Genomic DNA, 21,964 nt, shown 5'->3' on the forward strand with positions numbered 1-21,964 from the left:
GGGTGATAGCTGCGCCGCAGGATAAGGGCGCCCACCGGGCGGCATCTCAGTTGCGGGGCTGATTCGGAATCGAGCCGGTTGTTTCCACGCTATCCACGGAGAGAAAGACGGCGTGGCGCTCGGAGAAGAAGTGTTCGATAGCCGCCATCATGGCATCGCTCATGCGGTCGCGCCAGGTTTCCGAGGTGAGCTGTCGGAGGTCTTTCCGGTTGGACATATAGCCCAGCTCGACCAGTACGGAGGGGACATCATGGGCCCGCAGCACCCGGAACCGGGCAGATTTGAGCGGTTTGCCATGGGTGTTCACCCGGCCCTTCATATTGGAGACGAGCTCACGGGCGAACCGGGCGGAGAAGGAGCGGGTTTCACGATGCGCCAGTTCCAGCAGAATATCGGCCACGGCATCGGTTTCGTCGCTCAGATCAATGCCGGCGATCAGATCGGCCTTGTTTTCCTTTTCGGCCAGCCGCGCGGCATCTGCATCACTGGCTTTTTCCGAGAGGGTGTAGACACTGGCGCCACTGGCATTGCCATCCCCCCTCGCCAGAGCGTCGGCATGGATGGAGATGAACAGGTCTGCCTGATGTTCCCGCGCAATGCGCACCCGCTCCCCCAGCGCAATGAAGGTGTCGCTCTCGCGGGTCATCACCACCTTGTAGCGCCCGGTTTCCTCCAGCTTGCGGCGCAGGGCGAGGGCGGTTTCCAGCACAATGTTCTTTTCCGTGAAGCGGCTGTAGCCCGTGGTGCCGGAATCAATGCCGCCATGGCCGGGGTCCAGTACCACAACGGGCAGGGCGCTGGCGCGCTCCTGTTTCGCGAGGGGTGCAACTGAAGAGGCGGCCGCCATGGCGGGCTCTTCCACCGGCTGGCGCGCGGCGGCGCTGGCGGCATCGCGCACGAACTGATCGGCGTCGCTCTTGATGAGATCCACCACCAGCCGGGCGGGCTGGTCATCAACGGCGTCCAGAATATAGGTCTTGTCGATGGCCACCGGGCCGGTTGCGTCCAGTACCATGCGGGCCTTGCCGGGAGCGAACACGCCAAAGCGATAGGTGGAAATCAGCCCCCGCTGGCGGGCTTCCGGTTCCGGCTGGAAATGAAAATGCACATTCTTCAGGTCAATCACCACGCGGGGCGGATTGGCCAGGGTGAAGGCGCGGATATCTACCGTGCGGTCGAGATCGACAATCAGCCGTGTGCGGCTGTCATCGCCGGCCAGGCGGGCATCCTGTGCAATGGCGGTTTGCTGTGCCACGGTTTGCTGCGCCACGGCTTGCTTGGTGACGTGTGCGGAGGTCTGCGTCGCAGTGTCGGAGGCGTCCGGGGGCGTTTCCGCATGGGCCCCCCACTGCGTGATGCACAGGAACAGGGTGGCAAGAAGAAGGGGCAGAATATGGCGCGCCCGACCGGACCAGACCCGAATCGCGGTTGAGACCGCGCCGGCGTCGCCGGAGGCTGTGATCTGCCGAAGGGGCTGGTCCATGGGCTTCCCGAATTGCCGGCTGGCTGTGTTTTCCGTCCCTTCAAGCGATAAGCAGCTTTCCTTAACCGGACGTTGATGGGCACAGGGCGGGCCCTGTGAACAGTTGAGGAAAATCCAGTCCGGGCAGGCGGTGGCCGGGGTGCGGCTGTCTTTCGTCGTCAGGCTTTCACCATGCGGCAGAGGTATGAAGTGCCGCAGATCACGCATAAATCTTGCAAAGGGTGAAGGCTGGCGGCTAAGAAGGAAGTCGTACACAGTTCGCGTTCCGGACAAGGCCTTTCCGCCGCCGGCTCCGCGGCTGCCGCGGGTGGTTCGGTCCGGGTGTCGCGCGTTCATGTGTTGCGCTCCGCTACAAGGCCGGGAACTCATCCTTTCAGCAGGTTGTGCCGCCGTTTCATGCCGGCTGGCCTGCGGGGGCATGCAAGGCATGCGCCCGGCGGTGGCCCGAGCAGCCTGTGCCGTGGAGGATTCCTTCCGGAATTTCTGGCAATGGGCCAGCTGTGTGCGCCAAGGCCGGAGCGAGGCAACCCTCACAGAGGAAGATCTCGGCTCCGGTGAAATGATCATCGAGAGGCGGGTAGCCGAGGGCATGGATTTTTCTCCGCACGACAGGCGCGTTGGTCGCGCTCCCGTGTGCCCCGACGTCGGAGGCGTGGCAGACACGCCTTGGCGCAACCGTTTCTCTGCTTCTTTGCGTCATCACATCCGGCGTCCGAATGGCACGCGGGCTGGCCCCCGAAGGGCAGCGCCCCGGCGACCATGGCCATGCCCTGCCCCCGGCGCCGTGAAGAGAGATTTACATGGCCAACAAGATGCTCATCGATGCCACCCACCCGGAAGAAACACGGGTGGTTGTGGTGCGCGGCAACCGGGTCGAGGAATTCGACTATGAGTCTGCCTCCCGCAAGCAGTTGCGGGGCAATATCTACCTCGCCAAGGTTACGCGGGTTGAGCCGTCGCTCCAGGCGGCGTTCATAGAATATGGCGGCAACCGCCACGGCTTCCTCGCCTTCAGCGAGATCCACCCGGATTATTATCAGATCCCGGTCGCTGATCGCCTTGCGCTGCTGGAAGAGGACGAGCGCGCCGCGCGTCTCGCCGAGGATGATTCCGAGGTGCGCGAGAAGCGCCGCAATCGCGGTCGCAAGGGGCGTTCCGAACAGCGCGATGCCGCAGCCCGCGATGCTGAAGCGCATGACGATGCCGAGGATCAGATCCCCGATGCAGGGGAGAATGACGTCGCGGAAGCCGGGGTTGTAACCGAGCCGGTCGTCCCCGTGGCTGCTGAAACCGCGATGCCGGAAGCGCAGCCTGTTGCGGAAGCCGTCGAAGCCTCCGAGGCCGGAAGTGTGTCTGAAGACGCAGCGACGGTTGAGGTGTCCGAAGCGCCGGAAGCGGCAGAGCCCGCGCAGGCTGAGCCCGTTGCGGAAGCTGCTGCCGAAAAGCCGCTTGAAGCCGCCCAGCCCGAGGCGGAGCCGGTTGCCACTGAGGCTGAATCTGGTGAAGAGGCTGAAAAGCCCGCTGCGGATGAGCCCCCGGCGGCCACATTCGCAGCCCCGGCGGATGAGGTGGTGAGCGAGCCGGCCCCGGAAGCGCCTTCTGCCGGGGAGCCGGTTTCTGTCGAAGCTGCGCAGGCTGAAGTCGTCGTGGCTGAAGAGCCGTCATCTGAGGAGCTTTCCACCCGGAACGCTCCCGCTGAAGATGCGCCCGCAGTCGCGGAAGCTGAGCCTGTTGCTGAGTCGGAAGAGTCTTCCGCCACGCCGGAAGACGAAGACGAGGTGTCTTCTGTCGCCTCTGGCGATGCGTCCGATGAAGACGAGGCGGACGAGGGCGAAACTTCCGATGAGGAAGCCTCCGATTCCGCAGATGAGGAAAAGGGACGCTCCCGGCGCAATGGCCGCTATCGTCGTTATGGCAAGCGGCGGGGCAAGCCGGCCGCAGCGGAAGCATCCTCCCACGATCATGATGATAATCATGATGACGATGAGGATGATGGCGACGTCGAGCAGATTGATGAGGATGACGAGATCGAGCATCTCGGCGCTGATGACGATGCGCTTGAGGAAGTGCCGGAGCGTTCGGGCCGTCGCGCCCGCACCTACAAGATCCAGGAAGTCATCCGCCGTCGCCAGGTGATGCTGGTGCAGGTGGTAAAGGAAGAGCGCGGCAACAAGGGCGCAGCGCTCACCACCTATCTCTCGCTCGCCGGTCGCTATTCCGTGCTGATGCCCAACACCGCGCGCGGTGGCGGCATCTCCCGCAAAATTACCAATACCGCCGATCGCAAGCGCCTGAAGGAAGTGGTGCAGGATCTGGAGGTGCCGGAAGGCATGGGCGTGATCCTGCGTACGGCAGGCGCGAACCGCACCAAGACCGAGATCAAGCGCGACTTCGAGTATCTCTTGCGCCTGTGGGAGACTGTGCGCGAGCTGACACTGGATTCCGCCGCGCCAAGCCTTGTCTATGAGGAGGGCTCGCTCATCAAGCGCGCCATCCGCGACCTGTACAACAAGGATATCGACGAGGTGATTGTGGCCGGCGAAGACGGCTACAAGGAAGCCAAGGACTTCATGCGCATGCTCATGCCGAGCCATGCCAAGCTGGTCCAGCCCTATCGCGACCCGCAGCCTATCTATGCCCGTTACGGTGTGGAGCAGCAGCTCGACGCCATGTTCTCGCCGGTGGTGCAGCTCAAGAGCGGCGGCTATATCGTCATCGACCCGACCGAAGCGCTGGTGTCGATCGACGTTAATTCCGGCCGCTCCACGCGGGAGCATCATATCGAGGACACCGCGCTCAAGACCAATCTGGAAGCGGCGGAGGAAATCGCCCGCCAGTTGCGCCTGCGCGATCTGGCCGGCCTGATTGTTGTCGACTTCATCGATATGGAGGAGAAGCGCAACAACCGGGCGGTGGAACGCAAGCTCAAGGATTGCCTGAAGACTGACCGCGCCCGCATCCAGATCGGCCGTATTTCGCATTTCGGCCTGCTGGAAATGTCGCGTCAGCGCATCCGCACCGGCGTGCTGGAAAGCTCCATCGAAGTGTGCCCGCATTGCGGTGGCACCGGCCATGTGCGTTCGGCGGCGTCTGTTGCGCTCCAGCTTCTGCGGGCGCTGGAAGAACAGCTTCTGCGCTCAACCACGCATAATCTCACCGCGCGCGTGCGCACCGAGGTTGCGCTCTACATGCTTAACCAGAAGCGCGCCCATCTGCGCGAGCTGGAAGATCGTTTCTCCGTGAACCTCATCATTCTTGCTGATGATGAAGTGACGGGTCACCAGCCCTTCGTGATCGAAAAGGGTGAACCGGCCTCCCGCGCGCCGGCTGTGACGCGTTCCGCGCCGGTGGTGCAGCCCGACTCCATTCATCTTGATGATGATTTCATGGAGGAAGAGGCGGTCGAGGAAGAGGCCGGGCAGGAGACCGAAACCGCTGAGGCCAGCGAGGAGACGGAAGAGGAAAACAACCGGCGCAACAATAACCGCCGCCGCCGCAGCCGTCGCCGCCGTCGTCCAGAGGACGGGCAGGATGAGGCGCAGTCCGAGGCCGGCGAGCAGGAGGGCGAGAGCGAAGCTTCTCCCGCGCAGGCTGAGGGCGGTGAGGAAAGCGAGAGCGCTGAGGACGACGGCGAAGACAATCGCGGCAGTGATGATGAATCCGAAGAGAGTGCCGATCGTCGTCGCCGCCGTCGCGGGCGTCGGGGTGGCCGCCGCAATCGCCGGGACCGCGAGGGCGAGGGCGAGGGGACGTCTTCTGAAGGTGCGTCTTCAGAGGATTCGGAGGCGGATCAGGCTGAAGCCGATCAGGTCGCAGGCCACAACGCGAATGCAGATGCGTCTTCTGAAGTGATGGCCGCAGAGCCGGTTCCGGTCGATACGGATGCGACGCAGGAGACGCAGAAGGAAACCTCTGCTGCCGCGCAGGTGCCGGCGACGGAAAGCCCGGTGGCCGCGAGCCCTGTGACGGAGCCTGCGGTTGAAGCGGCGCCTGCGGCAGTGTCGGCCAAGCCGGATGAGACGGAAGAGGTGGTTGCGAAGCCCCGGCGTCGACGTCGCACGGCTGTGCGCGAGAAGGCGCCTGCGGTGGGGGCTTCCGAGCCTGTGGCGGAAACAACGCCTGCGGCAGAAGCGGACGCGGCAGTCGCCACTTCCCCGGTTGAGGTTGAGATTCCCGCTGCCGAGGTGGCTCAGCCAGTGGAAGCGGCTGAAGCCGCGGTGGAACCAGCCGGGGCTGAAGCGCCGGTTGTTGCTGTAGAAACTGCTTCTACAGCCGAGGCTCCGGCCGAAGCCGAAGCGCCTGTGCGTCCGCGTCGCACCGGCTGGTGGCAGCGCAAGTCTCAGGGTGAATGAGGGGCACACCCGCCCTTGAGATCATCATCGGAATGAGCTCAGAAAAACAGACACCCGCCGGTTGCTCCGGCGGGTGTTTTTCATTGTACCGGTTGCCCATGCGGCTGGCTGTCACGCCATGGCTGCGCGCACCAGCTCTTCAGCCTCGGCCAGAAGGGCTTCATCGGCATCGCCACCCACGCGCTCCTGTCCGATTTCCAGCAATATGGGGACGGAAAGTGGGGAGATGTGGGATAGGGGCTGATGCACGATCTTGCCGCGAATGCGCGTCAGCATATCCCCCAGCCTCTTCACATCCAGAAGGCCGGTGGCGGCATCGGCCCGCGCGGCGCGCAACAACAGGTGGTGCGGCTCATGCCGGCGCAGCACGTCATAGATGAGATCGGTTGAAACCGTGACCTGCCGGGAGGTCTTCTCCTTGCCGGGAAACCGCCGCTCGATCAGCCCCGCTATCACCGCGCAATGGCGGAAGGTGCGGCGCATCAGGGCACTTTCATCCAGCCATTCTTCGAGGTCATCTCCCAGCAAATCCTCGTTGAAAAGAGTGCAGAGTGGCAGGCGGCCCTGTTCCACCGCAAGGCCCATGTCCCGCACGCCATAAACAGCCAGCGCATAATCATTGGCCACGAAGCCCAGCGGTTTCAGCCCGGCGCGCTCCAGCCGGCGGGTCAGCAGCATACCCAGCGTCTGGTGGGCCAGTCGTCCCTCAAACGGATAGGTGACGAGATAGGAGCGCCCACGCTCGGTGAAGGTTTCCACCAGAAGATCATCGCGCCCCGGCAGGCGGGAGCGTGTCTGTTGCAGCCCCAGCCATTCGCGCACCGGGGCGGGCAGTAGCTTCCAGCGCTCCGGGCTGGCCAGCAAGGCGCGCACGCCGGCCGCCAGAAAGGTGGAGAGGGGAAATTTTCCGCCGGCATAGGCCGGCACTTTCGGGTCTGTCGCACTGGTGCGGGAGACCAGAACCTCCTCTTCCACCAGCCCTTCATAGCGCAGCACTTCCCCAGCGAAGACGAAGGTGTCGCCGGGTGTGAGGGTTTCGACGAAATATTCCTCCACATCTCCCAGAATACGCCCGCCCCACGGCGCGCGCCCCACAGCCTGCCCGGCGCTTGCACGACGTGCGCCGCCACGGGATGAGACAAGGCGCACCCGCAGCATGGTGGATTCCACAATGGTGCCCACATTCAGCCGGTACGCCTGCGCCACCATGGGGTTGGAGACCCGCCAGCGGCCATCCTTCATGCGGCGGATTTTGGCGTAATGCTCATAGGCGCGCAGGGCATAGCCGCCCGTGGCCACGAAATCGAGCACGGCGTCGAAATCCGCACGGTCCAGTGTGCGGTAGGGGGCGGCGCTGCGCACTTCTCTGAAGAGGTCATCAGCCTGAAAAGGGGCGGCGCAGGCCATGCCCAGCACATGCTGGGCCAGCACATCCAGTGCGCCGGTGCGTTCGGGTGGGGTATCCTGCGCATTCGCCTTCACGGCTTCCAGCGCCGCGCGGCATTCGAGAACCTCGAAGCGATTGGCGGGCACCAGCACCGCGCGTGAGGGCTCATCCATGCGGTGATTGGCGCGGCCAATGCGCTGCAACAGGCGCGAGGCGCCCTTGGGCGCGCCCACATTAATGACGAGTTCCACATCGCCCCAGTCAATACCGAGATCGAGCGATGAGGTGGCTACCACGGCGCGCAGTTTACCTGCCGCCATGGCGGCCTCCACCTTGCGGCGCTGCTCCACTGCCAGCGAGCCGTGATGCAGGGCGATGGGCAGATTGGCATCATTGATACGCCATAATTGCTGAAACAGAACTTCCGCCTGTCGCCGCGTATTCACGAACACAAGGCTCATGTGGCTGTGTTCAAGCCGGGCGTAAATATCCGGCACGGCATGCAGCGCCATATGGCTGGCCCAGGGCATGGGCGCACGGGTCTTCAGAATGGAGACATCCGCCTTTGCGCCCCCCTTGGCCAGAACAAGATCAGCCAGACGCGCAGCTTCGGGCAGGGTCTTATCCTGTGGAGCGAGATAGCGGCGCAAGGCGTCCGGTTCGGCCACGGTGGCGGAAAGGCCGACACATTGCAGGCCGGGGGCAATGGCGCGCAGCCGGGCCAGCGCCAGGGCCAGCAGGTCGCCGCGCTTGGAGGTTACAAGGGCATGGAGCTCATCCAGCACCACACGCCTGAGCCCATTGAAAAGATGCTCGCCATCCTTGGAGGCCAAAAGAAGAGAGAGCTGCTCCGGCGTGGTGAGCAGAATATCCGGTGGATCGCGTCGCTGACGGGCGCGGCGGCTGGCGGGGGTGTCGCCGGTGCGGGTTTCCACCCTTATGGGAAGACCCATCTCGCCAATGGGCGTTTCCAGATTGCGGGCAATATCTACCGCCAGTGCCTTGAGCGGCGAAATATAAAGCGTGTGCAGCGGTGAGGTGCCCCCGGCTGCCCCGTGGTGGGCAAAGGGGGTGGCGATGGAAGGCTCCTGCGCCATGTTGCGGGCCCGAAGGGCGGGCTTGGCGCGCCCCGCCTTCAGCTCCACCAATGTGGGTAGAAATCCAGCCAGCGTCTTGCCCGCGCCTGTGGGGGCAATGAGCAATGCGGAACGCCCGGCTTGTGCCGCTGCCAGAAGATCCAACTGATGCGGGCGTACTTTCCAGCCTCTCGCCGCGAACCAGTTTTCAAATTCAGGCGGCAGTTGCGGTCTGGCCGGCTTTCTGCGTTTCGGCTTTTGTGTTGTGGGTTCAGCCAGCTCGGCTGGGGGCGTGTGTACCGCTTTTTTTGCCGGCACAATCGCGGGCATATTCTTTTCCCCGGTGGGGTTTGCTGCTTCCCCTTTCTTTTTCGGCACGACTTTTCCGGTGCCGCGCCGTCCGGCCTGCGGGGAGGAGGGGGAAGTGGGGGGAGGTCTGGCCACACGCAAAAGATAGGCTGCACGTGCCCCTCTGGCGAGGGGAGGCCCGCAAAAAGGGCGGAATGCAGGGGGCTGGCTGACGCTATGGCCCAGGGTGGGCGCTTGCCGCCTGCGGGCCGGGGGCAAGCACTGTCTTTGCCGGGATGATCTTAAGGGGCCGTCAACCCTCCTGAGGCATATTGGACGACACCTTTTCTGTCTGGAGTATGCGCCTCATGATGTCGCGTGCCGACCGCACCCCCTTGAGCGAGTGGTGGTGGACGGTGGACCGGGCTCTTCTGGCCGGCCTGTTCGCCCTGATGGTTATCGGCATCATTCTGTGCCTGGCCGCCAGCCCTGCCGTGGCCGCGCGGCTGGATATTCCAGATCCATTCCACTTCGTGAACCGCCAGGTGGTGTTTCTGCTGCCGGCCGTGGGGGTGATGCTCATTACATCCTTCCTGTCGCCGCGCGCCATTCGTCGCATCTGTGTGGGGGTGTTCGCGGTCTTCTTTCTCATGTTGCTGGCCACGCTGGTGCTGGGGCCGGAGGTGAAGGGGGCGCGGCGCTGGCTGACGATCGCCGGCATCACCGTGCAGCCTTCGGAATTCATCAAGCCGGCCTTTGTGGTGCTGGCGGCATGGCTGTTCTCCGAGAGTGTGCGCCGGCCGGAAATGCCCGCCCGCCTGCTGGCCTTTGGCCTGCTTTTCAGCGTGGTGGGGCCGCTGGTGCTGCAACCGGATTTCGGGCAGACCATCCTGATTTGTGCGGTTTGGGCTGCGCTGTTCTTCATTGCCGGGCTGCGCATCGTGTGGGTGGCCGGGCTTGCCGGGCTTGGGGTGGCCGGGCTCACCGTGGCCTATTTCACGGTGTCTCACGTCCGCAAGCGTATCGACCGCTTTATCAACCCCGATTCCGGTGATTCCTACCAGATTGATATGGCGCTGAATTCCTTCCGCAATGGCGGCTGGTTCGGGCAGGGGCCGGGTGAAGGCACGGTGAAACGCCTGCTGCCGGACGGACATACCGATTTTGTCTTCTCCGTGGCGGGTGAGGAGTTTGGCGTTATTCTGTGCCTTATCATTCTGGCGCTGTTCGCCTTCATCATCCTGCGCGCCATGAACCGTGCCGCGCAGGAGCCCGACCCCTTTGCGCGGTTCGCCATGACGGGTCTTGCCATGCTGTTTGGTCTACAGGCGGCCATCAATATGGCGGTGAATGTGCACATTGCCCCGGCCAAGGGCATGACCTTGCCCTTCATCTCCTATGGCGGTTCCTCGCTCATCTCTCTGGCTTTCGGCATGGGTATGCTCATCGCCCTTTCGCGCAAGCGTCCCGGCGCTGCCGCGCTGGCCGCGCTGAGCGAGCCGCGGGCGGCGAAAGGCCGGATGGCCCGCCCTGCGCTGGAGCCGCAGCAGGGGGCGGCCAGCCCGGCCTGAGCCTCTGCCTGCTGAACAAAGCGCCCGCCTGCCTTCCGCCGTAATGGAAGTGCAGGGGGGGAATATGAGGGTGCCGTGAACAAGCTCATTCTTCTTGCCGCCGGCGGCACTGGCGGCCATCTTTTCCCCGCAGAGGCGCTGGCTGCGGTGCTGAAGGCGCGCGGCTATGAGGTGGATCTGGCCACAGATGCCCGCGCCGCCCGCTATGCCGGCCATTTTCCCGCGCGGGAGCTGCATGTGTTGTCAGCCGATACGGTGCGCGGTCGCTCGCCCGTTGCGCTGGCCCGCACGGTGCTGGCGCTTGGCTCCGGCCTTGTTTCCGGTCTTGCCCTGATGCGCCGGCTGAAGCCGGCCGTGGTCGTGGGTTTCGGGGGCTACCCCACCGTGCCGCCTTTGCTGGCGGCCAGTTTTTCCGGCGTGCCGACCGTGGTGCATGAATCCAATGGCGTGATGGGCCGTGCGAACCGCATGCTGGCGGGCCGGGTGCAGGCCATCGCCACCGGCTTTCCGGGGCTTCTGAGGGGTGATACCGCATTGGCCGCCAAGGAAGTGTGGACAGGCAATCCGTTGCGTCCGGCAGCGCTTGCCGTCGCCGGCCTGCCCTATGAGACGCCGCAGCCCCAGGGCCCGTTGCGGGTGCTGGTGTTTGGCGGCAGCCAGGGCGCGCGTGTCATGTCCGATGTGGTGCCGGCAGCGCTGGAGAAGGTGAACCCGGCCCTGCGCGCCCGCCTGCATCTGACCCAGCAGGCGCGTGAAGAGGATATGGCGCGTGTGCAGGCCGCCTATGAGCGGCTGGGCGTGACAGCGCAGCTTGCTCCCTTCTTTGATGATCTGCCGGCGCGCATGGCTGCGGCGCAGCTTGTCATTTCGCGTTCCGGCGCAGGTACGGTGGCGGAGCTTTCGGCCTTGGGCCGGCCCTCCATTCTGGTGCCTCTGCCCGGTGCGATAGATCAGGATCAGGCCGCTAATGCCCGTGCGCTGGGCGAGGCCGGTGGCGCGCTGGTTTTGCCGCAGCCGGATTTCACACCCGTGCGCCTTGCCGCCGAATTGGCCCGCTTCGCCTCCAGCCCCGACCTGCTGGAAGACATGGCGCTGGCCGCCCGCGCCAATGGCGTGCTGGATGCCGCCGAGCGCCTCGCCGATCTGGTCGGGCATCTCGCTGGTGGCGGGACCACAGACAGTTTCAGGAACCTTCAAGGACCACGCACATGAAGTTGCCCTCCGGCCTCGGCCCCATCCATTTTGTCGGCATTGGCGGCATCGGCATGAGCGGCATTGCCGAGGTGCTGCACAATCTCGGCTATACCGTGCAGGGCTCGGATGCGGCGGAAAACGCCAATGTGAAGCGCCTGCGTGATCTCGGCATCACGGTGCATATCGGCCATGATGCGGCCCATATGGAAGAGGCGGCCGTTCTGGTGGTGTCTTCCGCCATCCGGCGAGATAATCCCGAGCTTGTCGCCGCCCGCGCCCGCCGCCTGCCGGTGGTGCGCCGCGCCGAGATGCTGGCCGAGCTGATGCGCCTGAAGAGTTGCGTCTCCATCGCCGGCACTCATGGCAAGACGACGACCACCTCCATGGTGGCGACCCTGCTGGATGCAGGCGGTTTTGATCCCACCGTCATCAATGGCGGTATCATCAACGCCTACGGCACCAATGCCCGCCTCGGCGATGGCAACTGGATGGTGGTGGAAGCCGACGAGAGCGACGGCACCTTCCTGAAGCTGCCCACTGAAGTGGCGGTGGTGACCAATATTGACCCCGAGCATCTCGACCACTTCAAGACCTTCGAGAAGGTACAGGAAGCGTTTGAGAGCTTCGTGGAGAATCTGCCCTTCTACGGTTTTGCGGTGATGTGCATAGACCATCCTGTGGTGCAGGCGCTGGTGGGCCGCATCGAGGATCGTCGCATCATCACCTATGGCGAGAATCCGCAGGCGGATGTTCGGGTCATCAATCTCGACCTGAAGGGCGGCATCACGAAATTCGATGTGGTGTTCCGCAATCGTGCGGAAGGCACGACGCATGAGCTGAAAGGCCTGCGCCTGCCCATGCCCGGCAAGCATAATGCGCTGAACGCCACCGCCGCCATTGCTGTGGCGCGCGAGTTGGGTATTCCCGATGCGCGCATCGTGGAGGCCATTAGCCAGTTTGGGGGCGTGAAGCGTCGCTTCACCCGCACCGGCGAGTGGAATGGCGTGGCCATCTTTGATGATTATGGCCACCATCCGGTGGAGATTTCTGCCGTGCTGCATGCGGCCCGTGCGGCAACGGATGGGCGGGTTATCGCCGTGGTGCAGCCGCACCGCTATTCACGCCTGCAATCGCTGTTCGATGAATTCTGCACCTGCTTCAATGATGCCGACCATGTGATTGTCGCCCCCGTCTATGCTGCCGGAGAGGCACCGCTGGAAGGGGCGGACCGGGATCATCTGGTTGCCGGGCTTCAGGCTCATGGCCATCGCAGCGCCACGGCGCTGGAGGGCCCGGAGGAGCTGGCCGGGCTGGTGGCCGGGCTGGCGCAGCCGGGCGATTATGTGGTGTGCCTGGGGGCGGGCAATATCAGCGGCTGGGCGCAGGCCCTGCCGGATGAGCTGCATGCGCTGAAGCCTGTGAGCTGAACTTTCATCGGTGCGATCCGTGTATGAAAAGGGCCCCTTCCGGGGCCCTTTTTGCCGGGTTCAGCCTACAAGTGGCTCGATGCTGGCGGCAATGTCCAGAATATGGGCATCGCTCATGGCTGGGCCGGCAAGGGTCAGGCCCACCGGGGCGCTTCCCGCCGGACTGATCGGCAGGGAAATGGCGCAGCCATCCACCGTGTTGATGAGCGAGGCGTTGCGCAACGCCATGGCATTGGCCGTGGAATAGGCCTTGTCCTTCCCCTCCTGCACCGTGATGCCGAGATCGCCAAGGCGCGGCGGAAGAATGGCGACTGTGGGGAAGATGATAGCGTCGAAGGGGGCGAGGCTTTCTTCAAAGCCGGCGATGATGGCCGCACGCTGGGCCTGCATATCAATATAATCCGCCGCGCTCTGTTGGTGTCCACGACGGATGCGGAACAAGACGCGCGGATCATAGTCCTCCGCATGGGCTTCGATCAGGCCGCGATGCCAGGCATAGCTTTCCGAGGCGGTGAAGCCACCCTTGGCATTCATGGGAGCAATGTCGTTCAGGGCCGGAACATGTACAGGGGTCACCAGCGCACCCGCATCTTCCAGCTTCTGCACGGCCTGGGCGAATTTCCGGGCCACTTCCGGTTCCAGATCATCCATGACAATGCTGTCGGGAATGGCGAGACGCAGGCCGACAACAGGCCGGGGCGTGAGGGGGCGCGGGGTTTCGCCGGCAAGCAGGGCATCCAGCGTGGCGCAGCACTGCACGCTGTTGGCCAGTGGGCCGATCGAATCCAGATGGGGGGACAAAGGTACCGCACCGGCAGAAGGTACACGCCGCGCCGTGGGCTTGAAGCCGACAATACCGCAGAAGGCTGCCGGAATGCGGCAGGAGCCGCCCGTATCCGTGCCCAGTGCGCCATGGGCCATGCCATCTACCACAGCCACCGCGCCGCCGGAGCTGGAGCCACCGGAAACACGCCCTTCCTCCGGCTTGCCGGCCACCCGCTCATAGGGCGAACGGGGCGAGCCATAATGGGGGTTCATGCCCAGGCCGGAATAGGCAAATTCTGTCATGTTGGATCGGCCGATGAAGATGAAGCCGGCCGCCCGCAGCCGCGCGACAGCCTGTGCATCGGCGCTGGCCGGGGCATGGTCTGCCAGCACTTTCGAGCCTGCCGTGGTCACCTGGCCCTGAATATCGAACAGATCCTTGATGGTCAGCGGAATGCCCGCATAGGCCGAGGGGGCCGCGCCGGCCTTGCGCAGGGCATCCATGGCATCGGCGCTCGCCAGAGCCTCTTCATGCGCGACAGAAATGAAAGCGCGCGCGCCTTCCCCTTCCGGGGCCTTGATGCGGGCCAGGCACTCTTCCACCAGCTTGCGGCTGGTGGTGACACCGCTGGCGAGATCACGCGCCAGCCCCGTGAGGGTGACGCCGCCGGACGCGTGTGAAGGCGGGGTTGAGGAGGCGCGAGCAGACGCAAGAGCAGGCACGAGAGCAGGCATGAGAGCAGGCATGAGGCATTCCTGAAACCGGGTGGCGAGCGAAGCCGGGGAGAGGTGCCCATATTATGGGCAGGCCGCAACGTAAGGTGCAAGGGCACCCCGCTACCTTCTTTCGGTCGCCTTTGTTCATGCCGGAGTCGCCAGCCCACATCACGCGCATGGTTTTGCGCAGCGGGATGGGTGGCATGGTGCTGAAGAGTGACGGCGCGGCCTTCCGGCCTTCGGCCTCAGGTCAGGGGCGTCATCACTGCGGACTGGTAGGCGGGGCGTATTTTCAGCCGTTCATACCAGGCTTCGAGATGGGGGAGATGCGGGCGGGCGATGGGAAGCTCGAACCACCCATAAGCCATGCTACCCAGCGGAAGATCTCCAATCCCCAGCACGGGGCCAGAGAGAAATGGCTGGGCGCTGAGGGTCTGATTGGCGATGGCCATCAGATGATTGCACTGTTCCAGCCCATTCTGGATCGCCGCTTCATCACGCTGTTCCGGCGTGGCGCGCACAATATTCCTGAAGACCGCGCGGAAGGGGGGCATGAAAGAGGTGGAGGCCCAATCCATCCATTTCTCGGCGCTGGCGCGGGCCTGCATATCATCCGCCAGAAAGGGGGCCCCGCCATAACGGGCGGCCAGATAGCGCACGATGACATTCGACTCCCACAAAATGAAGCCGTTATCGTCAAGGCAGGGCACCAGCCCGTTGGGGTTCATGGCCAGATAGGCGGGCTCCTGCACCAGGCCGAAGGCGCCGCCGGCCTCAATATGCTCATAGCTGAGGCCGAGCTCTTCGGCGCACCACAGCACCTTGCGCACATTGTTGGAATTGCGCCGGCCCCAGATCTTCATGTCACCGCTCCCGAATGCTGTGTGTTCCCTTATTTGCCCTTGTTGGCATAGGGGTTATCCTTTTCACGCAAGGCAATGCGGATGGGCACGCCGGGCAGGTTGAAGGTTTCGCGGATGATATTGCTGAGATAGCGCAGATAGCTTTCCGGCAAGACATCCGGCCGCGAGCAGAACAGCACGAAGGATGGCGGGCGTGCCTTGGGCTGGGTGATGTAGCGCAGCTTGATGCGGCGACCGGAAACGGCCGGTGGCGGATGGTTGTCCACCGCATCCTGAAGCATCTTGTTGAGCGGGTTGGTGGGAATGCGGGTGTTCCACACCTTGTAGGCGTCCACAATGGCATCCACCAGCTTGTCCAGCCCATGTCCGGTGAGGCCGGAAAGCGGCACGATGGGCACGCCCTTCACCTGTGCCAGCAGCCTGTCGGCCTCCTCGCGCAGATGGGTGGCCAATCCGCCACGGGGAATGAGATCGGATTTGTTGTAGCCGATCACCATGGCCCGGCCCTCACGCGCCACCAGATCGGCGATGCGCAGATCCTGCTCCTCAAAGGGGCGGGTGGCGTCAATCAGCACCACCACCACTTCGGCGAATTTCATGGAGCGCAGGCCATCGGCTGCGGAGAGCTTTTCCAGCTTGTCGTCGATACGGGCGCGCTTGCGCAGGCCGGCCGTATCAAACACCTGTAGCTTCGTGCCGTTGATTTCCATTTCCACGGAAATGGAATCGCGGGTAATGCCCGCCTCCGGCCCCGTCAGCAGGCGCTCTTCGCCCAGCAGGCGGTTGATGAGCGTGGATTTGCCGGCATTGGGCCGGCCCACGACCGCCACCTTGATGGGGCGCAGCGGCTTGCCATTCTCATCCAGCCCGAATTCGGGCTCTTCTTCTTCATCCGGCAGTTCAGTGTGTTCTGGCAGGGCTTCGCGCAGGGCGTCATAGAGGTCGCCCAGACCTTCGCCATGTTCAGCGGAAAAGGCGATCGGGTCGCCCAGCCCCAGCGCATAGGCTTCCAGCGCACCGGCTGCACCGCCACGCCCCTCGCTCTTGTTGGCCACCAGAATGGTGGGCTTGCCGGAGCGGCGCACAAGATTGGCGAAGGCATGGTCTGTCGGGGTCAGGCCCGCCCGTGAATCAATGAGGAAGAGCAGGGCGTCGGCATCGCCAATGGCGGCCTCGGTCTGGGCGCGCATGCGCCCTTCCAGCGTGGCCGGGCCGGCCTCTTCAAGGCCCGCAGTATCCACAATGCGGAAGGAGAGGTCGCCCAGATGCGCCTCACCCTCTCGCCGGTCACGGGTCACGCCGGGGCGGTCATCCACCAGCGCGAGCTTCTTGCCCACGAGGCGGTTGAAGAGGGTCGATTTGCCCACATTGGGCCGGCCGATAATGGCCAGGGTGAAGCTCATTTGATGCGCTCTGCGCCCTGTTCAGGGCCGATGAGAAACGGGATGGGATAATCAGCGCCCGCCGATGCCAGCCGCCGGGGGCAAGGCATCAATCTGGGCGTTGGTATTGGTGGGCTGGGCGCGGGGGGCGCCATATTCCACGCCGGGCACGCCTTCAGGGAAGACAGGCTGGCGCGCGCCAGAGAGTTTCTTTTCCTTCTCCGTGAAGGGATTGAACTTGTCTGCGCTGCCACAGCCGGAGACGGAAACTGCAAGGCCCAGGGCGAGGCCGGCGCGCAGCATCCAGCGGGTCGAACGGGCGAGGGGTGTCGAATGGGGAAGGATCATGGAGTGAACCTCCTATTGGGCCGCTTCGCCGGCGGTGGCGGGTGCGGTCTCGGGGCTGGCGGGGGTCTCGGTCGTGGTGGAAGGCGTCACCGCCGCCGGGGGCGCAGTTTGGCCCTCAGCGGCATCAGCCGGAGGAGTGGCATCCTGCGCGGCGGGAGCCGGTTCCGCAGATTTGGGCTCCACGGGCAAGACAGGTGCGGTGAGACGGCGAATCAGATCTGCGCGGGAGCGGATTCCGGCGGGGGAGCCGGCATCTTCGGCGATTTCAGCCGCCAGCTTGTTGGCGGCCCCTGCATTGCCGGCCTTCAGCTCGGCAAGAGCCAGAATTTCGCGGGCGGAATTGCGCAATGGGCCCGTGCCTTGCGCCAGTCCGCCAATCCGCTGGCGCACATCGGCCACATCGCTGTTGTCCACCAGCAGCATGGCCGCACGCAGCAGGGCCATATCGCGAATGGTCGCGTCCATCCGGGCGTTGGCGGCAATTGCGTCAAAGGCTTTCACGCCGGCGGCGGGGTCCTGGGCGGCGGCGGCACCGGCGGCGCGAAACAGGGCGATGACCCTGTAACCCTTTGGTCCATCAGCGGCGATGGTATCAAAAATGGCCTGGGCTTTGGCATATTTGCCGTCGTCGGCCAGCTGGATAGCCTTGCCGAAGCGGGCGCTGGCCTCTTCAGCCTGCTGCTCCTGCCAGTAGCGATAACCGCTCCATGCGCCGGCAGCCGCAATGATAAGAACAACCAGGGCAATGATGAGGAGGCCGAAACGGTCCCACAGCCGGCGGAGGCGCTCGCGGCGCAGGTCTTCCTCGATCTCGTGGAAAATATCGGTCATCAGTGGCCCGTGGCTTGGGTGGTAACTGGGGTATGTCAGGCGTGGCATGGCGCGTGCCGGCAAGGTGGGGCGCACGCAACATGATGCCCGAAATGGAAACAGAACACAGAGAATGCGCAACGCGCACCTCATACAGGGCGCGTAAATTATCCATGCATCCCCTTCGTGGCAAATGGGTGATGCGGAAAGCTGGGAAAATGATGCTTTTCCGGCATCTGAGCCGGGGATGATTGCCGAAAAATGCAACCGGCGAAGCCTATAAAGGCCAAAAGGCGTCGTCACCTGTGGAGAGCGCGCATCGCAAATGCTTTGCCAGCCATCCGGCGCATGGGCGGGAGTTGACGGCTCTCTGGCGCTGAGCCAGCTTCCGGTTATGAACTCTGTTTTTGCCCGCGGCTGGCGCCGCCTCGAAGCTCTGCCTGTTCTTGGCCCTCTGCTGGCCTCTGTCAGCCGGATGGAACGCACTACTCTGGCTGCACTGGCCTTCAGCGCCTGTGCCATATATGCCTTCGCCCGCGTGGCGGATGTGGCGCTGGAGGGGCGGGCTGGAAGCCTGGACAGGGGCATTTTGCTGGCCCTGCGCAATCCGCAGAATCTGTCAGATCCCCTCGGCCCGATCTGGGTTGAGGAAATGATGCGCGATTTCACAGCTTTGGGCGGCACTGGCGTGCTTACACTGATTACGCTGGCGGCTGTGGCTTTTCTGCTGCTGATCCGCAAGCGACATGCGGCCGCGATGGTGGCGGTTTCGGTGGCTGGGGGTATCCTGCTTTCACAGGCGATGAAGTGGGGGTTCGACAGGCCCCGGCCGGATCTCGTGCCCCATGGGGCCGCAGTTTATACGCAGAGCTTTCCCTCCGGCCATGCCATGTTATCTGCGGTGGTATATCTCACCCTGGGCGCGCTTCTGGCTCGCACGCAACCTCAGGTACGGGTGAAGCTGTTTTTGCTGACCCTTGCTGCCGGTCTTACCGTGCTGGTTGGCATCAGCCGCATCTATCTTGGCGTGCACTGGCCCACCGATGTGCTGGGTGGCTGGATGCTGGGCGCGGCATGGGCCACGCTGTGCTGGCTGCTGATGGTGTGGTTGCAGCGCAAGGGCGAGGTGGAGACTGATGCGCCCATGGAGCTGGATGAGGATGATCGCGCATCCTGACCCTCTGAAAACGGGTCTTGTGAGGATTGAGAGATGAGTACGGGAACGCCGGCCACGCAGTTTTTACGGCGTGCGAAGGTGCCATTTCGCGTGGTGGAATATGATTATGCACCGGGACAGGAACGTGTGGCCCTACAGGCTGCAACAGCTATTGGGGTGCCGCCGGGCCAGCTTCTTAAATCCCTGATGGTGGAGGTGGATGGCCGGCCCGCCTGCATGGTGGTGCCCGGTGATCGCACGCTTTCCATGAAAAAGGTGGCGGCCGCGCTGGGCGGCAAGAGCGCTGCCATGATGCCGCCGGAGAAGGCCGAGCGGATGACCGGCTACCACACGGGCGGGATCAGTCCCTTTGGCCAGCGGCGTCAGGCCCCGGTAGTGTTTGAATTGTCGGCCACGAAGTTTGATGAGGTCGCGATCAATGGCGGCAAGCGCGGCCTGATCGTGATTCTTCCGCCGCAGGATGCGCTTGCGGCGCTGAAGGCGCAGGCGCATCCGCTCTGTGCCGAAGGGTGAATGGCGGGCGTTGGGGCCAACATGAAAAAGGCGGGCCCGGCTTGCCGGAACCCGCCTTGCTGTTCACGAATGGTGCGCTGTTCAGTCGAACAGGCTGGACACGGATTCTTCGTGAGCCGTGCGGGCGATGGCCTCGCCGATGAGGCTGCCGATAGGCAGAACGCGGATATTGCGGGCGACGCGCACAGCCTCGGTGGGCATGATGGAATCGGTAATCACCAATTCCTTCAGATTGGAGGAGGTGATCCGGGCCACGGCACCACCGGAGAGCACGCCATGGGTGAGATAGGCGTGCACCTCGCTGGCACCACGGGCCAGAAGGGCTTCCGCCGCATTCACCAGCGTGCCGCCGGAATCCACGATATCATCTACCAGAATGCAGCGCCGGCCGCTGACATCACCGATGACATTCATCACTTCGCTCTCGCCGGGGCGTTCGCGGCGCTTGTCGACAATGGCGAGCTGGGCGTCAATGCGCTTGGCCAGCGCGCGGGCGCGCACCACGCCGCCGACATCCGGCGACACCACCATGAGGTTTTCGAGCTCGAACCGTTCCTTGATGTCGCGCACCATCACCGGGGCGGCATAGAGATTGTCGGTCGGAATATCGAAGAAGCCCTGAATCTGCCCGGCGTGCAGGTCCAGCGTCATCACGCGGTCCGCGCCGGCATGGGTGATGAGATTGGCCACCAGCTTGGCGGAGATGGGCGTGCGCGGTCCGGGTTTGCGATCCTGCCGGGCATAGCCGAAATAGGGCAGCACCGCAGTAATGCGCTTGGCGGAGGCACGGCGCAGCGCATCAATGATGATGAGCAACTCCATGAGGTGGTCATTGGTGGGGAAGGAGGTGGATTGCAGGACGAACACATCCTGCCCGCGCACATTTTCCTGGATCTCGACAAAGATCTCCATGTCGGCGAAGCGTCGGACGACCGCCTTTGTCATGGGAATGCTGAGATAGGCGGCAATGGCTTCTGCGAGCGCGCGATTGGAATTACCCGCGACGAGCTTCATGGGACCGTTTTCCGCTGACATGTTCTGCTCCACCCGCAAAGGCGAGTCTCTCGAGGCTAGAGAAGTGCTGTTCTGATAGGCGCGGGGTCGGGAGTTTGTAAAGGCTGCGGATGCATTCACAAGCATGTGGCGGACATATGACAGCCATGTGTGACATACAGAGCCACATTCCCGAAGCGCCTCCGGGGGCTACAGGCCGCGCAGAAAGCCCATGAAACGCATGGTGCCTTCCGGCCAGGGGCCAAAGCCGGCCTCGGGGTTGATGTGGCCTGCTTCTCCGGCATCCACCAGCTCGGCGCCCCATGCGGCGGCGAAATCCGTGGCGCGCTCATAGCTGCACCATGGGTCTGTGCGGCTGGCCACCACAAGGCTGGGGAAGGGCAGGCGTTGCATGGGCACGGGGGCAAAGCCGGCCAGAACCGGGCTGGCGCTTTCCGCATCCAGATCCGGCGGCGCCACCAGAAAGGCCCCGGCCACCTTGCCGGCCAGCGGGCCCTGCTTCAGTTGAGGTGCGGCATGCAGCACGGTGGTGGTGCCCAGTGAGTGGGCGACAAGAACCACGGGCTTTTGCGCGGCTTCCACCGCCCGCAGCAGATTATCCACCCAGGCCGCGCGCTCGGGCCGGGCAAAATCGGCCTGATGCACCCGTTCCGCAGCGGAGAGGCGGGAAATCCAGCGGCTTTGCCAGTGGTCCGGGCTGGAGTCGTTCCAGCCGGGAACGACAAGAAGGGTGGCGTCAGTTGATTTCATGGGAAGGCCGGGGTTCTGAACGGGAGACGGAAAGAATTTGCGATGCCGGATTGGCATATCCGCCCGATACAATCGAGTCCATGTCGGGTGGAAGGTGCATTTCCGGTGGCGGATGGGTGAGGGGTGCATAAAATTTCACCAGCTTCCAATTCCTGTGCGATGTGGCATCGGACGCTGCGGCGCATTATAGCTGGGAGCACTTTTGGAGAGAGGCCCCTTTGCTTTCTGTCATCATCCCCACGCATAATTGTGAGCGCCAGCTTGTGCCGGTTCTTTCCGCGCTGGTCGCGGGCGTGACAGCCGGTCTCATCAAGGATGTGGTGCTGGTGGACAATGGCTCCACGGATGACACCGCCGCCATTGCCGATGCCGCAGGATGCGAGTTCCTCAGCGTGATGGGGGATGAAGGGTTGCGCCTGCGACAGGGCGCGGCCCGCAGCCGGGGGCACTGGCTTCTGTTTCTGGCTGCCCAGTCCCTGTTGATGGAGGGATGGACGCGGGATGTCGGTACTTTCATCGAAACGGTGGAGCGGCGCGGGAGCGCAGAGCGCAGGGCCGCGACCTTCCGTGTCGCGGTGGAAGGGTATGGCTTCGGCCCGCGTTTCGGCGAGGCGATGGCCGCGACCCGGATGACCCTTCTGGGCCTGCCCCGGCCGGAACAGGGGCTGCTGCTGTCACGTCGCCATTATGACAGGCTGGGTGGGCACCCGGAGGGGCACAAGGCGCATCGTCGCCTGCTGGGGCGTATCGGGCGGCGCAATCTTCAGCCGCTGCGTGCGCAGGTTTTGTTGCCGGAGAAAAGCTGAAGCGCAGGGTCGGCCCTGCGCGGCTCATGTTTTTCATGGCG

The 21,964-nt window shown here is 64.0% G+C and carries 16 protein-coding genes; 7 read left to right on the top strand and 9 right to left on the bottom strand.

What is annotated here, in order from left to right; genetic code table 11:
• Positions 1-46: 46 nt before the first annotated feature.
• Positions 47-1,483: an N-acetylmuramoyl-L-alanine amidase gene (locus ACT6QH_RS06820; protein ID WP_444974063.1), complete on the bottom strand. Its 1,437-nt coding sequence runs from the start codon at positions 1,481-1,483 to the stop codon at positions 47-49.
• A gap of 800 nt (positions 1,484-2,283) precedes the next feature.
• On the opposite strand from ACT6QH_RS06820, the gene ACT6QH_RS06825 reads away from it, so the two are divergent.
• Positions 2,284-5,835, top strand: coding sequence for an Rne/Rng family ribonuclease (locus ACT6QH_RS06825; protein ID WP_444974064.1), 3,552 nt, complete (start codon positions 2,284-2,286; stop codon positions 5,833-5,835).
• A gap of 111 nt (positions 5,836-5,946) precedes the next feature.
• Here the strand turns inward: ACT6QH_RS06825 and ACT6QH_RS06830 are convergent, their stop codons facing one another.
• Entirely contained in the window at positions 5,947-8,628 is a 2,682-nt protein-coding gene (locus ACT6QH_RS06830) for a ligase-associated DNA damage response DEXH box helicase (protein WP_444974065.1), read from the bottom strand.
• A gap of 326 nt (positions 8,629-8,954) precedes the next feature.
• Here ACT6QH_RS06830 and ftsW point away from each other — a divergent pair, with 326 nt between their 5' ends.
• The 3 genes from ftsW (at position 8,955) to murC (ending at position 12,778) form a co-directional block, all read left to right on the top strand.
• Complete coding sequence (gene ftsW, locus ACT6QH_RS06835) at positions 8,955-10,157, top strand: putative lipid II flippase FtsW (RefSeq protein WP_444974066.1); 1,203 nt, start codon at positions 8,955-8,957, stop codon at positions 10,155-10,157.
• A 75-nt stretch (positions 10,158-10,232) separates the two neighbouring features.
• Positions 10,233-11,369: an undecaprenyldiphospho-muramoylpentapeptide beta-N-acetylglucosaminyltransferase gene (murG, locus tag ACT6QH_RS06840; protein WP_444974067.1), complete on the top strand. Its 1,137-nt coding sequence runs from the start codon at positions 10,233-10,235 to the stop codon at positions 11,367-11,369.
• Positions 11,366-12,778, top strand: coding sequence for a UDP-N-acetylmuramate--L-alanine ligase (gene murC, locus ACT6QH_RS06845; protein ID WP_444974068.1), 1,413 nt, complete (start codon positions 11,366-11,368; stop codon positions 12,776-12,778). The genes murG and murC overlap by 4 nt, the downstream gene beginning before the upstream one ends.
• Before the next feature lie 60 nt (positions 12,779-12,838).
• Here the strand turns inward: murC and ACT6QH_RS06850 are convergent, their stop codons facing one another.
• The 5 genes from ACT6QH_RS06850 to ACT6QH_RS06870 form a co-directional block, all read right to left on the bottom strand.
• Positions 12,839-14,290 carry an amidase gene (locus ACT6QH_RS06850; RefSeq protein ID WP_444974069.1) on the bottom strand — a complete coding sequence of 484 codons (1,452 nt, stop codon included), beginning with the start codon at positions 14,288-14,290 and terminating at the stop codon, positions 12,839-12,841.
• A 215-nt stretch (positions 14,291-14,505) separates the two neighbouring features.
• Entirely contained in the window at positions 14,506-15,123 is a 618-nt protein-coding gene (locus tag ACT6QH_RS06855; protein ID WP_444974070.1) for a glutathione S-transferase family protein, read from the bottom strand.
• 29 nt (positions 15,124-15,152) lie between these two features.
• A complete protein-coding gene (gene der / locus ACT6QH_RS06860) occupies positions 15,153-16,526 on the bottom strand; it encodes a ribosome biogenesis GTPase Der (RefSeq protein WP_444974071.1) in 1,374 nt (457 codons plus the stop codon).
• 51 nt (positions 16,527-16,577) lie between these two features.
• Complete coding sequence (locus ACT6QH_RS06865) at positions 16,578-16,853, bottom strand: hypothetical protein (RefSeq protein WP_444974072.1); 276 nt, start codon at positions 16,851-16,853, stop codon at positions 16,578-16,580.
• Positions 16,854-16,865: 12 nt separating this feature from the next.
• Positions 16,866-17,684, bottom strand: a complete 819-nt coding sequence (locus tag ACT6QH_RS06870) for a tetratricopeptide repeat protein (protein ID WP_444974073.1) — start codon at positions 17,682-17,684, stop codon at positions 16,866-16,868.
• 304 nt (positions 17,685-17,988) lie between these two features.
• Here ACT6QH_RS06870 and ACT6QH_RS06875 point away from each other — a divergent pair, with 304 nt between their 5' ends.
• Positions 17,989-18,840 (top strand): phosphatase PAP2 family protein, encoded by an 852-nt coding sequence (locus ACT6QH_RS06875; RefSeq protein WP_444974074.1) that lies wholly within the window; start codon positions 17,989-17,991, stop codon positions 18,838-18,840.
• A 33-nt stretch (positions 18,841-18,873) separates the two neighbouring features.
• On the top strand, positions 18,874-19,353 hold the full coding sequence (gene ybaK / locus ACT6QH_RS06880) for a Cys-tRNA(Pro) deacylase (protein ID WP_444974075.1): 480 nt from the start codon (positions 18,874-18,876) through the stop codon (positions 19,351-19,353).
• Positions 19,354-19,434: 81 nt separating this feature from the next.
• On the opposite strand, the gene ACT6QH_RS06885 is transcribed toward ybaK, so the two are convergent.
• Together ACT6QH_RS06885 and ACT6QH_RS06890 are read right to left on the bottom strand one after the other, a co-directional pair.
• Entirely contained in the window at positions 19,435-20,388 is a 954-nt protein-coding gene (locus ACT6QH_RS06885; RefSeq protein WP_444974076.1) for a ribose-phosphate pyrophosphokinase, read from the bottom strand.
• 168 nt (positions 20,389-20,556) lie between these two features.
• On the bottom strand, positions 20,557-21,117 hold the full coding sequence (locus ACT6QH_RS06890; RefSeq protein WP_444974077.1) for an RBBP9/YdeN family alpha/beta hydrolase: 561 nt from the start codon (positions 21,115-21,117) through the stop codon (positions 20,557-20,559).
• 218 nt (positions 21,118-21,335) lie between these two features.
• Between ACT6QH_RS06890 and ACT6QH_RS06895 the strand changes: the two genes are divergently transcribed.
• On the top strand, positions 21,336-21,923 hold the full coding sequence (locus ACT6QH_RS06895) for a glycosyltransferase (RefSeq protein ID WP_444974078.1): 588 nt from the start codon (positions 21,336-21,338) through the stop codon (positions 21,921-21,923).
• Positions 21,924-21,964 lie beyond the last annotated feature (41 nt).

Source organism: Haloleucobacter albus (assembly GCF_052492075.1).

Excerpts from the sequence above, each read along its gene's own strand:
- ACT6QH_RS06865 (WP_444974072.1), bottom strand. The coding sequence starts at position 16,853 with ATGATCCTTCCCCATTCGACACCCCTCGCCCGTTCGACCCGCTGGATG.
- ACT6QH_RS06890 (WP_444974077.1), bottom strand. The coding sequence starts at position 21,117 with ATGAAATCAACTGACGCCACCCTTCTTGTCGTTCCCGGCTGGAACGAC.
- ACT6QH_RS06820 (WP_444974063.1), bottom strand. The coding sequence starts at position 1,483 with ATGGACCAGCCCCTTCGGCAGATCACAGCCTCCGGCGACGCCGGCGCG.
- der (WP_444974071.1), bottom strand. The coding sequence starts at position 16,526 with ATGAGCTTCACCCTGGCCATTATCGGCCGGCCCAATGTGGGCAAATCG.
- ACT6QH_RS06850 (WP_444974069.1), bottom strand. The coding sequence starts at position 14,290 with ATGCCTGCTCTCATGCCTGCTCTCGTGCCTGCTCTTGCGTCTGCTCGC.
- ACT6QH_RS06885 (WP_444974076.1), bottom strand. The coding sequence starts at position 20,388 with ATGTCAGCGGAAAACGGTCCCATGAAGCTCGTCGCGGGTAATTCCAAT.
- murC (WP_444974068.1), top strand. The coding sequence starts at position 11,366 with ATGAAGTTGCCCTCCGGCCTCGGCCCCATCCATTTTGTCGGCATTGGC.
- ACT6QH_RS06870 (WP_444974073.1), bottom strand. The coding sequence starts at position 17,684 with ATGACCGATATTTTCCACGAGATCGAGGAAGACCTGCGCCGCGAGCGC.
- ybaK (WP_444974075.1), top strand. The coding sequence starts at position 18,874 with ATGAGTACGGGAACGCCGGCCACGCAGTTTTTACGGCGTGCGAAGGTG.
- ACT6QH_RS06875 (WP_444974074.1), top strand. The coding sequence starts at position 17,989 with ATGCTTTGCCAGCCATCCGGCGCATGGGCGGGAGTTGACGGCTCTCTG.
- ACT6QH_RS06825 (WP_444974064.1), top strand. The coding sequence starts at position 2,284 with ATGGCCAACAAGATGCTCATCGATGCCACCCACCCGGAAGAAACACGG.
- ACT6QH_RS06830 (WP_444974065.1), bottom strand. The coding sequence starts at position 8,628 with ATGCCCGCGATTGTGCCGGCAAAAAAAGCGGTACACACGCCCCCAGCC.
- ftsW (WP_444974066.1), top strand. The coding sequence starts at position 8,955 with ATGATGTCGCGTGCCGACCGCACCCCCTTGAGCGAGTGGTGGTGGACG.
- ACT6QH_RS06855 (WP_444974070.1), bottom strand. The coding sequence starts at position 15,123 with ATGAAGATCTGGGGCCGGCGCAATTCCAACAATGTGCGCAAGGTGCTG.